The sequence below is a fragment of the Chryseobacterium angstadtii genome (genome assembly GCF_001045465.1).
Taxonomy (GTDB): Bacteria; Bacteroidota; Bacteroidia; order Flavobacteriales; family Weeksellaceae; genus Chryseobacterium; species Chryseobacterium angstadtii.
The window spans coordinates 1-12,468 of sequence record NZ_LFND01000007.1 but is presented as its reverse complement, the minus strand read 5'-3'; the positions used below and the strand labels follow the sequence as shown (position 1 = coordinate 12,468).

The window sequence follows — 12,468 nt, the reverse complement described above, 5'->3', positions numbered from 1 at the left end:
AAAATATGCAATTTTTTTATAATAACAAATAAATTCCATAACAAATTAATTTAAAATTTGTTTTCTAGGGTTATGCTTCCTGTTCATCAGGCAGATCTTCATCTACTCCGTTGTCCACAGCCATTTTTCTAGGCTGCATTCTGTTGTTCATCAGATCGTTATATTCACTTCTGTTTTTGAAAATCTTAATAGCGGTGAAAATAGCTTCTGTAAAACTTTGAGCATCAGCGATGTTTTTTCCGGCAATATCATAGGCAACTCCATGGTCCGGAGAAGTTCTGATGAACGGAAGTCCGGCTGTGTAATTCACACCTTCCTCATAAGCTAAAGTTTTAAAAGGAGCCAGCCCCTGATCATGATACATCGCTAAAACAGCATCAAAGTTTCTGTATTTTCCAGGCTGGAAGAAACTGTCTGCCGGGTAAGGCCCAAAAGTAAGCACTCCATTGTCTGAAAGCTCTTTTATGGCAGGTTCTATAATCTCAATTTCTTCTTTTCCGATGACGCCTCCGTCTCCTGCATGAGGATTCAGTCCCAATACCGCAATTTTAGGTTTCTGGATACAGAAATCTTCAATCAGGGTCTGGTTCAGCGCTCTGATCTGCTTTTTTATTTTTTCTTTGGAAATATTTTCTGCAACGTTGGCAATCGGGATGTGGTGGGTGGAAACGGCAACCTTCAAATCTTCAGTTACCAGGAACATTAATCCTTTTTTACTGAACTTTTCTTCAAAATATCCCGTGTGCCCGGCATGTTTAAAGCCCATTTTTACCATTTCATCCTTATTGATTGGTGCGGTTACAAGCACATCAATATCCCCTTTCATCAAAGCTTCCGTAGCCAGTTCCAGAGAGTCGATGGCCATTTTTGTGGATTCTTCAGTTGGAACACCCAATTCTACGTTGACGTTATCTTTGGTTAAGTTCACCATATTAAGTTTTCCTGCCTGAGCCTGGGATGCTTCATTCACATAGTTGAAATTCAGATTCAGCTTGAAAATATTTTTCTGGAAGGTAAATAACTTTCCCGAGCCAAAAATTACCGGAGTGAAAAAATCCGTAATGGTTTTGTCTGTCAGAGACTTCATGATGATCTCCGGACCAATGCCGTTAAAATCACCTATTGAAATTCCTACTCGTACTTTATGGTTTTTTGGGCTCATTTTGATTATCTTTGAACATTATAATTTACAAATTTAGCAAAAAATAATATGTTCACAGGAATTATTGAAGCAGTTGGCGTTATTGAAAAGATTGAAGAAAAAGGAAGCAACATAGATTTCACCCTAACATGTCCTTTTACTAACGAACTGAAAATAGATCAGAGTCTTGCTCATAACGGATGCTGCCTGACCGTAGTTGAGATTAAAGGGGATCATTATGTAGTAACAGCCATCAATGAAACATTAGAAAAAACCAATCTTGGAAAATGGGAGGTAGGTTCCGTTGTCAACCTTGAAAGATGTATGAAAATGGATGGAAGACTGGATGGACATATTGTACAGGGACATGTGGATAAAACCGGGGAAGTATCGGGAATCGAAAATAAAGACGGAAGCTATTTTATTACGATAAAATATGAAGATGGAGGTAGCTTTGTAACGGTTCCGCAAGGTTCAATTACGGTAAACGGAATCAGTCTTACCGTGGCAAAAAGTGAAGATACACAGTTCTCAGTGGCTATTATTCCTTACACGTGGGAGTTCACCAATATGCAGCATCTTAAAATCGGAGATAAAGTTAATTTAGAATTTGATATTATTGGTAAGTATATTGCTAGGTTAATTAAAAAGTAGGATGCCGATTAATAAATATAAAGGATATAGTTTAAGAAACCGGGTGTTTTTCGGTTTCTTGCTTGTATGTTTTTTAAGTGTTGTTGCTACCTCACTCGTTCCCTATTTTGTTTTAAGGAATAACTCTATGCAGCAGAGTAATATCGATATGCAGGAGAAAACCAATGCCGTAATGAGGTATCTGGATTATGCGGTCAGCAGAACGCTTGTGAAAACCGAAGATCTGCCGCAGGTATTGGGGAATAAAATTTTTGAAATAGCCGATATCAACCAGCATGATATTGTTATCTATGATCTGAAAGGAAGTTATCTTCTTTCCAACAAAGATGAAAGTCTTATTGATCAGAAAACGATCCCCATCAATATTGTTAATAAAATTCTGGCTACCGATTCCAGGGTTGATATCAAAGGGTACGACAAAACCAAAGATGCAGGCCGTACCTCGTCTTATCTCCTTTTAAAAAATAATGAACTGGAGCCTGTAGGAATTGTATACATTCCTTTGTATCACAATGAATCTGCCTATCTTGATGTACTTCATCAGTATGTAAAATATATTCTTCTGGTCGATATTTTCCTTATCTTATTCAGCATCTGGATCAGTTGGGTGACTTCTAACAGTCTTGCGAAGAATATCACTAAATTTTCAGATATGATTACACGTATTACATTGTTTGAAAATGAAATGCGTCCCATCAGATACTATAAAAATGACGAGCTTAATGCTTTGGCAAGAGCTTATAACAGGATGATCCTGCAGATTCAGGACCAGAAAGAAAGACTTCGTTTCAAAGCATCCGAAGAGGCCTGGAGAGAAATGGCAAAACAGGTGGCGCATGAGGTTAAGAACCCGCTTACCCCAATGAAGCTGACCATCCAGAATTTTGAAAGGAAATTTGATCCGGAAGATCCGAATATCAAAGAAAGGGTAAAACAGATGAGTAAAACCATGGTAGATCAGATCGATCTGATTGCAACGGTTGCTTCAGCTTTCTCCGAATTTGCAAAACTCCCTGAGAAAAACAACGAAGTCATCAATCTGAATACCGAAGTGGAAGATATTCTGCGTGTCTTTAATGACGACAGTATTTTCATGCATTCCAATAAATCCAATATTATGATCAATATGGACAGGATTTACCTTTCCAGGATCATCACCAATCTTGTGACCAATGCGAAGCAGGCTCAAAGTGATCAGCGTAAACTGATCATCAATGTAGATGTAGAACAACATCAGAGAAGGGTCATGATTTCCGTACAGGATAACGGGATAGGGATTTCGGAAAATATGTACGAAAGGATATTTGAGCCTAATTTTACCTCTAAAAACAGTGGGATGGGACTTGGTCTTTCCATGGTAAGAAAAATGATTGAGGATTATAAAGGAGAGATTGCCGTAAGATCTGAAGTAGGGAAGGGATCTACGTTTACCATTACATTGCCTACGAATTTATAGTGAAGCCTTTTACATTTAAACATTTCGAAATTCAGCAGTCAAAAGACGTCTTCCGCGTGGGTACAGACGGAGTTCTGCTTGGTACATTATGTAATGTTGAAAATGCTTCGGGTGTTCTGGAAGTGGGTACAGGAACAGGACTGATCTCATTAATGCTGGCGCAGAGAAACAGCCATGCTTCTTTTCTGGGTCTGGATATCAATGGAGAAGCTGCGCTACTCACCAAAACAAACTTTGAACATTCTCCTTTTTCGTCAAGACTGAAAAGTATCCACCAGGATCTTAAAACTTTTGAAACGGATAGAAAGTTTGATCTGATTGTTTCAAATCCTCCGTACTTTGAAGAATCGGGTTCGGATAAAGATAAAATTGCCCGCCAGACAGTGGAGCTTAATTTCCTGCAGCTTATCTCGGCTTCTGCTGAGTTGCTTTCTGATCAAGGTATTTTATCGGTGATTATTCCTGCGGAAGCGGGGGAGGATTTTACGGAAATAGCCTTGCAGAACAGTTTATTTCTCAAAAGAAAAGTAAACATCCAGGGCATTGCAGGCTCAAAAACGAAAAGATTAGTTCTGGAGTTTTCTTTGCTGGAAAATTCACCGGAAATCTCTGATTTTGTCATAGAAAAAAGTCCGAGACAATACTCGGACCAATATCTTGAACTCACTAAAGAGTTTCATGTTTTTAAAGAATTTAGAAACTAGAGATTAGAAGTCAGAAGATTCTGAACTTTTAATCTTTTCATTTTTATTCAAATAATTCTGCGGTATCCAGTACGGAAACTTTTCCGTCTTCACATCTGATGGCTTCACCCGGGAAGTTCTGAATCATGTGATAGTCATGGGTTGCCATTACTACAGCAGCGCCGTTTTCAAGAGCTACCTGCTTCAGAAGGGTCATAATTTCGTTGGATGTTTCCGGATCCAGGTTTCCTGTAGGCTCATCGGCAAGGATAAGGTCAGGATGGTTTAGTAAAGCTCTGGCAATAGCCACACGCTGCTGCTCACCACCGGAAAGTTCATGAGGCATTTTGTGTTTTTTGCTTTTCATGTTTACGCTTCCCAAAACTTCATTGATGCGGTCTTCCATTTTTATTTTATCGTTCCAGCCTGTAGCTTCAAGAACGAATTTTAGATTTTTCTCAACCGTTCTGTCGGACAATAACTGGAAATCCTGAAATACGATTCCTAATTTTCTTCTCAGATTAGGAATATCTGAAGGTCTCAGTTTGGCAAGTTCAAAGCCTACTACAGCTCCGTGCCCTGATGCTAAAGGAATGTGTCCGTAAAGTGTTTTCAGAAGGGAACTTTTTCCGGAACCTGTCTTTCCGATAAGGTAACAGAATCTGCCTTTCTTGATGTTTAGATTAACATCAGTAAGAACAGTAAAGTTTTTTTGCGCAATTTTTGCGTGCTGTAAGCTTATAATATTATCTCCTGAGATATTGGTATGCGGCATAATTCAATTTTATCGTACAATTTCTGAAATATTTTTTCAGATCTTAAAAATAGAAAAAAGAAGCTTAAAAAAGGTAAACTTTGGGAAATTTTAACAACAAAAAATGCCTGAAAAACTTCTTTTCAAGCATGATTTGTATATGATAATTCGAGATATTATCTCTTAGCGCGTGAAGCACTAACAGTTAAACTCTTTCTGCCTTTAGCTCTTCTTGCTGCCAAAACTCTTCTCCCGTTTGGCGTAGACATTCTTTCTCTGAAACCGTGCTTGTTTCTTTTCTTTCTCTCTGATGGTTGGAATGTTCTTTTACTCATTACTATATATTTAAATCGTAATTAATCTATTAATTTTCAGGTTGCAAAGATATAGAAATTTTTAAAAGTTACAAACTTTACTAATCTTTTTTTAGAAATTATTTGAAATGTTTTTTATTCAATACTTGATAAACCATAACTGGAAATGAAATTCCGCGTTCAGAAATAATATTGAAATGATTTATTTAAAAGCTCTATCTTTGGAAACTCAAATTTAAAGAAAAATAAACACACGATGTTTACACCAGCAGAACTTTCAGATATCAAGACGTTACTTACGCCTGAAAACAATATAGTTATTCTTACTCATTATAATCCTGATGGAGATGCTATAGGTTCCAGTCTCGGGCTGAAACATTATCTGAAAGCAAAAGGAATTTCTGCAGAAGTGATTGTTCCCAACGATTTTCCCAAGTTCCTGAAATGGATGCCGGAATCTAAAAAAGTGATTATCGGAGAATATAAAAGAAAGTATGCATCTGATCTGATTAACGGGGCGGATGTGATTTTCTGTCTTGATTTCAATTCTCCTTCAAGAATAGGAATATTGGGCGACTGGCTTACGAAGGCCACGGCTAAAAAAATTCTGATCGACCACCACCAGCAGCCGGAAGCATTTGATTTTGTATATTCTGATACGATAATTCCTGCCACTTCCCAGATGATTTATCATTTTATAGAAGCCATGGAGGATGAATCTTTGGTCAATCAGGATATCGCGGAGTGTCTTTATACCGGAATTATGACGGATACAGGAGGCTTCCGTTTCCGTTCCACGAGTGCAACCACACACAGGATTATTGCCAATTTAATCGAAAACGGAGCTGATCCTTCAATAATCACTTCAAATACCTGGGACACGAATACGGTTTCCCGCCTTCATCTTCTCGCTCTTGTTTTGGGAAGAATAGAAGTAGTGAATGATGGTAAAGTAGCCATATTGTCTCTTACAAGAAATGAATTAAAAGAATTTGGTTTCCAGAAAGGCGATACGGAAGGTTTTGTGAACTACGGATTAAGCATTGCAGGTGTAAAAATGGCGGCATTCTTCATGGAAGATCTGTATGATGATTTTATTAAAATTTCTTTCAGAAGTAAAGATGATGTGGATGTGAACCAGTTTTCCAGAAAGCACTTTAACGGAGGCGGACATATCAATGCCGCTGGTGGAAAATCTTATGGCTCTTTAGAGAATACGATTGAAGATTTTAAACGATTTGTAGAAAGTTAGAAATTTATTAAATCGTAAAGATTTGTTTGATAGTTTGTTTTATATATAAATTTATTGTACTTTGGGTACTAAATTAATGATAAAACAAATTATTTCATGAAAACAAAACTACTCGCGTTGTTGTGCGCTTTACCTATTGCTGCACATGCACAATTTTTTCAAAATTTCGATGCCGGCACTACTACTCCTGCCGGATGGAGTGTAATTAACGGAGGAGATACCAATGGATTTATTTTTGGTCCGGGAGCTCCGAGAAGTACCTATTCCCTGCCCAATGCTGCGCAGATCAATTACAGTACGGCTGCTCACGATGATTTTTTAGTGACTCCAGCCATTACTGTCGTAGCTGGGGTGAATGACAGACTAACCTATTTTGTAAAGAACCAAGATCCTAACTATGTTGAAAACTATGCTGTTAAATTGTCCACTACGACTGCTACTGCAGCTGCGTTTACCACTGTACTGACCGCAAACGCGCCAGCTCCGAGCAAATGGACCTTCTTTTCTGTAGATCTTTCCGCTTATGTAGGGCAGACGGTATATGTAGGCTTCCAGGCCACTTCTACAGACATGTTCAGATTATTGTTTGATGATATTTCAACTGATACTGCACCTACCGTAGTACCTAACTGTGTTGCGTCTTTAGTTTCGCCTGCTAATGGGGCTACCGGGGTGAATCCTAATGCAGCCACATTAACATGGACTGCACCAGCTTCCGGAGGAAAAGTTGATAGCTATGATGTATATCTGGATACCAACTCTAATCCAACAACGCTGGTAGCAAGCAATTATTTATTTGCTGATTTTTCTAACCTGCTTGGAAATACAACGTATTACTGGAAAGTTGTAGCTAAAAATGCGGCAGGCGTTGCTGTGGGATGTCAGACTTCCAGCTTTACGACCAGAGATGCATTTGCTCCTTACTGTTCTGGAAACCTTAGGTTTACAGATGGGGTGGAACCTATCACTTCTGTGCAGTTGAGAAATATGACGAATACTTCTTCAGAAGTGTTAACAAGCCCGGCTCATGAAAACTTTACAGATAAAAATGTATCTGTGGAACAGGGAGCCACGTATCCGATAACTTTCAAAGGAAACACGGACGGAAATAGTACCAATAGATTTATAGTATATATAGACTGGAACCAGGATGGGGATTTTGCGGATACAGGAGAAGCGTTCTTTGGAACGGCTGCTACAGCAGTTACACTGGTGAATTCTACAGGTGTTGATGCCAAAACGGCAACCGGAAATATTGTGGTTCCTGCTACGGCTACATTAGGAAAAACAAGAATGAGAGTGAAGAAGAACTTTGGAAGCACTATATATTTAAGTCCATGTTATTCTTCAGGAACTTCACTTACCTCAACTTCAGGAACAGCTGGTTATGGGCAGGCTGAAGATTACCTCATTACTATTGTTCCAGCCGGAACATTGGCCGTAAATGAAACCAATGCTCAGGCAAAATTAGCAGTATATCCGAATCCGATGAAAGATGTTTTAAATATTTCAACATCAGGCAGAAAAGTAACAGAAGTAACATTCTACTCTGCTGAAGGAAGATTGGTTAAATCTGTTAAGGAAAATGTATCTGTAATCCAGACTGGTGATTTGAAATCAGGGGTATATCTTGTAAAAGTTAAAACAGAAGATTCCGAACAGACATTTAAGGTAATTAAAGAATAATACAATTTTAAATAATCTATTATAAAAGGCTCTCGTTTTGGGAGCCTTTTATATATCCTTTCTCCTCCAGTTCTTCACAAGTATAATCATATACTTCCTGGAACATAGCATCCAGATTTTTCTTACTGAACAAACTGAATTTCGTCATTTTAGGAGGATCTAAGAAAATATCACAGGATTTTACTTTAGAATAAACCGATTTAGCAATGGCTAAATGGAGAATCCTGTCAAATTCTTTCATCAGGCTCATTTTCTTTAATTCGTCATAGCTTATTGAATTAACGTGTGAAGCGATGAGAAAGTCACATTTGTTAATAATAGGTTCAATGGGAAGGTTGTCCAGAACACCTCCGTCAACATATATTTTTTCACCTATTCTTACAGGCGGGAGAATAAAAGGAACGCTTGATGAAGCCAGAAGAGGACTGAAAAGCTCTCCTTCCGAGAAGAAATCTACAATTCCATGAGTCATTTCCGTAGCCGTAACGTAAACCGGAATTTTTAAGATCTTAAAATCATTCTCAGGAAAATGATCATTGAACAGCTTTAAAATAAAATTAGAGCTGAAGATCCCATTTTTAGAAAGCTTCAGGTAAGATCTGGAGAAGAATGTAGTGTTTCTTACGATATCCATCATCTCGTCCGGTGATTTTCCGAAAGAATAGAATGCCCCGACAATGGAGCCTGCGCTGGTTCCTGAGATAATATGCGGCTTCAGATTGTATTCTTCCAGCGCTTTCAATACTGCAATATGGGCTATTCCACGCATTCCTCCACCGGAAAGCGTAAGGCCGATGACCGGCGGTTTCTTTTTTTTGAAAGAGAATAAACCCATTGAGATAATTATTCCTTACTAAGATACAAGAATTTTTGATACGAAGCAGCTGAGATGCGTCATAGCAAAAGCTTTTAAAGCACTAATTTTTTTGGAAGATTGTGAAGAAGTTCCGTATTGATAATCTCGGCACAGATACCCGGTTTTTCCCAGTGTCCGTTGTGCCCGCAATCCAGAATATACGATTTGATATTCGTTCTGTCCGGAAGATGTTTGATCATGGTATCTGTCTTTACAGCATTGTCATGTTTTCCGGCCAAAACTAAAATTTTAGCTTCAAGATTTTCCATGATATGCTTTTTATCTGTTCTTGCCACCATTCCTTTTACACAGGCCAGTGCTCCCAGATTATTGGTAGAAAGGGCTGTTTCGAGAGCTATTTCAATTTTACCTTCAAGGATATCCCTCTCATTGGGGTTGAAAAGATTCGGTATTCCGGCTCTGACATAATGGGCAAAGGCATCTTTGATAATTCTGTAGCTTTTGATCCGCTGCTGTTTCTTTTCTTCATCATCTGCAAAATAAGTGGAGAAAAACAGAGTAAGACTTTTAAGGGTTTCAGGATATTTTTCTGCAAAGGCCAGCGAGGTGTAGCCACCCATAGAATGACCCAGCAAATGGACTTTGCTCAGTTTTTCATGATCTAGGACCTTTTTTACTTCATCAGCCATAAGTTCCATCGTGTGGACTTCTGCTAGAATGTCGGACTGTCCATGGCCGGGAAGATCTATTTTCAGGAGGGAGAAATTCTCGGAGAGATGAGGTTCCATATCCTTCCAGATAGAAAGGGTTTCCATAAAACCGTGAAGCAGTACCAGGGTTTCTTTCCCTTTTCCTTTTCTTTCGAAGTTCAGCATAATCTTAGATGTTTCTTCAAATTTAAATAAAAAAAGAGCATTGTAAAAATGCTCCTTTGTATTATTGGGTAAGTTCAGTGTAAACTTTCTCTTCCCAGGGTTTTATATCTGTAATGCCATATCTTTCTTTTTTAGAGATCGCAATATTATCCAGAATATCTACGAAGTTTTTGTAGTTGGCATCATCGGTTGGTTTTACAATCACGGTGAAGTTTTCAGGTACCGGAGCTTTTTTATAAGCTTCAGAAATGATTTTTGAAATTTTCACACCGCTGAAATCCGTCTCTTTCAGATTTTCTGAATTGAGATCCGTCTCATTGCTCTGGTGGTAAAATACCCTGTTGTCTTTTCCCAGGATAAATGTAACTTGATTTCTTTGGTCTACGACAGGTCCACTTGGAGGTGTTCCTTTTGCCGGAAGCCCCAGATCCATCACATTAGGTTTTGTAAAATTGGTGGTGAACATAAAGAAGGTGATCAGCAGGAATCCCAGATCCACCATCGGGGTCATGTCTACTCTGATTAATTTTTTCTTTTGTTTGCCTCCCTGTTTTTCTTGTGCAATTACTTCAGCCATAACTCATAATTTTAAATGTTAAACGAATTTTAATAAAGACTGAACTTTTGATCTTTATTTAGAGGAATCCATACAAAGTTTATACCTTAATTTAGTAATTGATAATTATTTTGAAAAATATTTGAATTTTAACATTTGAATTACTGTGGTGGTTTTTTATTCTCTATTATTTTTTGAAATTTTAAGATAATTCTGTTATTTGCTGATGATGAGTTTTTCGGATAAAATGATTTCATCCTTATAAAATACCTGAATGAGATAGGTGCCGTTGGTAAATGCTCTGACATCTATTGCCGCCTTTTGTTCACTGTATTTCCGGGTAAATAATTTCCTTCCGGACATATCGGAAATACTGATTGTTGTTTCACCAGGCAAAGGACTGATATACACAAAATCTTTTCCGGGATTTGGATAGATATGAGGCTTATTCATAAGTTGAGATTCCGCAGTACTTAATTGGGCGGAGCTTAATTTGACGATCCAGGCGTCACTGTTTCCGTAGTATCCCGTAATGTTTCCGTTTGCAGAAAACCCCATACCTGCGAGTATATACCCGCCATCAGCGGTCTGTTGAATGGAATAGGCTTCATCATAATCACTCCCACCCAATGATTTCTGCCATTGTATGTTCCCTGAAGGATCTAATTTCAGGATCCAGTAATCAAAACCTCCATGATTTCCCGTAACATCTCCGTCAAAAGAAGAAGTTCCCCCTGCTACAATATATCCTCCGTCAGATGTTTGTTGGGTAGAGAAAGGGTGATCGCCGCCGCTGCCCCCATAATATCTTTGCCATAATGTGTTTCCGTTAGCATCTAATTTTGCCACACAATAATTGGATACTCCGAAAACTGTAGGAATTTCAGAGTTTACAGAATTAGATAAGCCGGCAACAATATATGCTCCCTCTGATGTTTGTTGGATAGACTGTGCAGAATCAGCGAGATTACCCACCAATGTCTTTTCCCATTGTATAGTTCCTGAGGCATCTAATTTAACGATCCAAAAATCTTCGTTTCCATGATTTATACTAACATCTCCATTGGTAGAACTGGCAGCCCCTGCCATAATGTATCCTCCGTCGGAAGTCTGTTGGATTGAATTGGCCCTCTCGTAAGAACTTCCACCCAGTGATTTCTGCCACTGCATGGTTCCTGATGTATCTAATTTTACGATCCAGCAATCGGAAATCCCATGATTCCCTGTAACATCCCCGTCGGTAGAATAAGACTCTCCGGCAATAATATACCCTCCGTCAGAAGTTTGCTGAACGGAGTTGGCTACATCTTCTTTACTGCCACCCAATGATTTTTGCCATTGTAAGTTTCCTGAGGCATCTAATTTCACAATCCAGTAATCGGCATTTCCATGATTTCCAGTAACATCCCCGTCGGTAGAAAAAGACTGTCCGGCAATGATATATCCTCCATCAGAAGTTTGCTGAATAGAATTTGAACTCTCATAAAGAGTTCCTCCCAGTGATTTCTGCCATTGTATCATTCCTGAAGGATCCAGCTTTACAATCCAGTAATCTTGATATCCATTGCTTCCATGATTTCCAGTAACATCTCCGTCGGTAGAAGAAGATTCTCCAGCCATAATATATCCTCCATCAAAAGTTTGCCGAATAGATTTTGCGAGATCTCCATTACTTCCGCCCAATGATTTCTGCCATTGTATAGCAGGTGCGGTCTGCGCTGGCATAAAGGAGTACATGATTAGGGAAAATAAAAAAGTAAATTTGAAATAGTTCATATGTAATTGTAATTGAGTGGCTCAGGGTGTAATTTAATAAAAAAAAGGAAGTATTCTCAAATGAATTAGTAAGTGTGGATATTTTTCTAATAAGTGCACAAAAAAGCCCTATCAAAATCAATTGATAAGGCTTTATGATGTTGAGATTAAATCTTACTTTATTGTTTTGTAATAATTAACACCACATTCCAGGAACTTTTTGAAATCCTCTTTCGGCATATATCCGGACACAGGAGTGTTGATTACTTTTCCATCCGGTGTGATCAGAACGTAGTGCGGCTGGGAATTGTTATTGAAATTCACCTGCTGGAATAAGCTCCATCGGTCACCGATTGTTTTAACCTTTTTAATCTGCCCGTCACCAAGATCTATTTTCGTTTTCTGGTCTTCAGGAAGCTCTTCTTTATCATCTACATATAAAGAAGCGAGTACTACATCATTTTGAAGGATCGGTAAGATATCCGGCTCACTCCATACGAATTCCTCCATTTTCCGGCAGTTTTC

12 protein-coding genes and 1 pseudogene are annotated in these 12,468 nt (G+C 38.5%); 5 read left to right on the top strand and 8 right to left on the bottom strand.

Features of this window, described 5'->3' with window-relative positions:
* Positions 1-70: 70 nt before the first annotated feature.
* Entirely contained in the window at positions 71-1,162 is a 1,092-nt protein-coding gene (gene pdxA / locus ACM46_RS19115; RefSeq protein WP_048508303.1) for a 4-hydroxythreonine-4-phosphate dehydrogenase PdxA, read from the bottom strand.
* 48 nt (positions 1,163-1,210) lie between these two features.
* Between pdxA and ACM46_RS19110 the strand changes: the two genes are divergently transcribed.
* The 3 genes from ACM46_RS19110 to ACM46_RS19100 are packed head-to-tail and all read left to right on the top strand — an operon-like array spanning position 1,211 to position 3,955.
* Complete coding sequence (locus tag ACM46_RS19110; protein ID WP_048508302.1) at positions 1,211-1,795, top strand: riboflavin synthase; 585 nt, start codon at positions 1,211-1,213, stop codon at positions 1,793-1,795.
* A gap of 1 nt (position 1,796) precedes the next feature.
* Positions 1,797-3,251 (top strand): sensor histidine kinase, encoded by a 1,455-nt coding sequence (locus tag ACM46_RS19105; protein WP_048508301.1) that lies wholly within the window; start codon positions 1,797-1,799, stop codon positions 3,249-3,251.
* Entirely contained in the window at positions 3,251-3,955 is a 705-nt protein-coding gene (locus ACM46_RS19100; protein ID WP_048508300.1) for a tRNA1(Val) (adenine(37)-N6)-methyltransferase, read from the top strand. Before ACM46_RS19105 ends, ACM46_RS19100 begins: the two co-directional genes overlap by 1 nt.
* 43 nt (positions 3,956-3,998) lie before the next feature.
* Here the strand turns inward: ACM46_RS19100 and ACM46_RS19095 are convergent, their stop codons facing one another.
* Together ACM46_RS19095 and rpmH are read right to left on the bottom strand one after the other, a co-directional pair.
* Complete coding sequence (locus tag ACM46_RS19095; protein WP_048508299.1) at positions 3,999-4,709, bottom strand: cell division ATP-binding protein FtsE; 711 nt, start codon at positions 4,707-4,709, stop codon at positions 3,999-4,001.
* A gap of 155 nt (positions 4,710-4,864) precedes the next feature.
* Positions 4,865-5,023 (bottom strand): 50S ribosomal protein L34, encoded by a 159-nt coding sequence (rpmH, locus tag ACM46_RS23035; RefSeq protein ID WP_040997588.1) that lies wholly within the window; start codon positions 5,021-5,023, stop codon positions 4,865-4,867.
* Positions 5,024-5,258: 235 nt separating this feature from the next.
* On the opposite strand from rpmH, the gene ACM46_RS19090 reads away from it, so the two are divergent.
* On the top strand, positions 5,259-6,254 hold the full coding sequence (locus ACM46_RS19090) for a DHH family phosphoesterase (protein WP_048508298.1): 996 nt from the start codon (positions 5,259-5,261) through the stop codon (positions 6,252-6,254).
* A gap of 96 nt (positions 6,255-6,350) precedes the next feature.
* Positions 6,351-7,940 (top strand): T9SS-dependent choice-of-anchor J family protein, encoded by a 1,590-nt coding sequence (locus tag ACM46_RS19085; protein WP_083997465.1) that lies wholly within the window; start codon positions 6,351-6,353, stop codon positions 7,938-7,940.
* Positions 7,941-7,959: 19 nt separating this feature from the next.
* Here the strand turns inward: ACM46_RS19085 and ACM46_RS19080 are convergent, their stop codons facing one another.
* The 5 genes and pseudogenes from ACM46_RS19080 to ACM46_RS19060 form a co-directional block, all read right to left on the bottom strand.
* Positions 7,960-8,775 (bottom strand): patatin-like phospholipase family protein, encoded by an 816-nt coding sequence (locus tag ACM46_RS19080; protein ID WP_048508296.1) that lies wholly within the window; start codon positions 8,773-8,775, stop codon positions 7,960-7,962.
* Between the two features lie 74 nt (positions 8,776-8,849).
* Positions 8,850-9,632: an alpha/beta fold hydrolase gene (locus ACM46_RS19075; RefSeq protein ID WP_048508295.1), complete on the bottom strand. Its 783-nt coding sequence runs from the start codon at positions 9,630-9,632 to the stop codon at positions 8,850-8,852.
* A gap of 61 nt (positions 9,633-9,693) precedes the next feature.
* Complete coding sequence (locus tag ACM46_RS19070; protein ID WP_048508294.1) at positions 9,694-10,209, bottom strand: biopolymer transporter ExbD; 516 nt, start codon at positions 10,207-10,209, stop codon at positions 9,694-9,696.
* Positions 10,210-10,404: 195 nt separating this feature from the next.
* Entirely contained in the window at positions 10,405-11,913 is a 1,509-nt protein-coding gene (locus ACM46_RS23030) for a T9SS type A sorting domain-containing protein (RefSeq protein ID WP_241486058.1), read from the bottom strand.
* Positions 11,914-12,117: 204 nt separating this feature from the next.
* Positions 12,118-12,468: pseudogene (locus ACM46_RS19060) on the bottom strand (thioredoxin family protein); the annotation flags it as partial.

Excerpts from the sequence above, each read along its gene's own strand:
- ACM46_RS19080 (WP_048508296.1), bottom strand. The coding sequence starts at position 8,775 with ATGGGTTTATTCTCTTTCAAAAAAAAGAAACCGCCGGTCATCGGCCTT.
- ACM46_RS19070 (WP_048508294.1), bottom strand. The coding sequence starts at position 10,209 with ATGGCTGAAGTAATTGCACAAGAAAAACAGGGAGGCAAACAAAAGAAA.
- ACM46_RS19075 (WP_048508295.1), bottom strand. The coding sequence starts at position 9,632 with ATGCTGAACTTCGAAAGAAAAGGAAAAGGGAAAGAAACCCTGGTACTG.
- pdxA (WP_048508303.1), bottom strand. The coding sequence starts at position 1,162 with ATGAGCCCAAAAAACCATAAAGTACGAGTAGGAATTTCAATAGGTGAT.
- ACM46_RS23030 (WP_241486058.1), bottom strand. The coding sequence starts at position 11,913 with ATGCCAGCGCAGACCGCACCTGCTATACAATGGCAGAAATCATTGGGC.
- ACM46_RS19090 (WP_048508298.1), top strand. The coding sequence starts at position 5,259 with ATGTTTACACCAGCAGAACTTTCAGATATCAAGACGTTACTTACGCCT.
- ACM46_RS19095 (WP_048508299.1), bottom strand. The coding sequence starts at position 4,709 with ATGCCGCATACCAATATCTCAGGAGATAATATTATAAGCTTACAGCAC.
- ACM46_RS19105 (WP_048508301.1), top strand. The coding sequence starts at position 1,797 with ATGCCGATTAATAAATATAAAGGATATAGTTTAAGAAACCGGGTGTTT.
- ACM46_RS19110 (WP_048508302.1), top strand. The coding sequence starts at position 1,211 with ATGTTCACAGGAATTATTGAAGCAGTTGGCGTTATTGAAAAGATTGAA.
- rpmH (WP_040997588.1), bottom strand. The coding sequence starts at position 5,023 with ATGAGTAAAAGAACATTCCAACCATCAGAGAGAAAGAAAAGAAACAAG.
- ACM46_RS19085 (WP_083997465.1), top strand. The coding sequence starts at position 6,351 with ATGAAAACAAAACTACTCGCGTTGTTGTGCGCTTTACCTATTGCTGCA.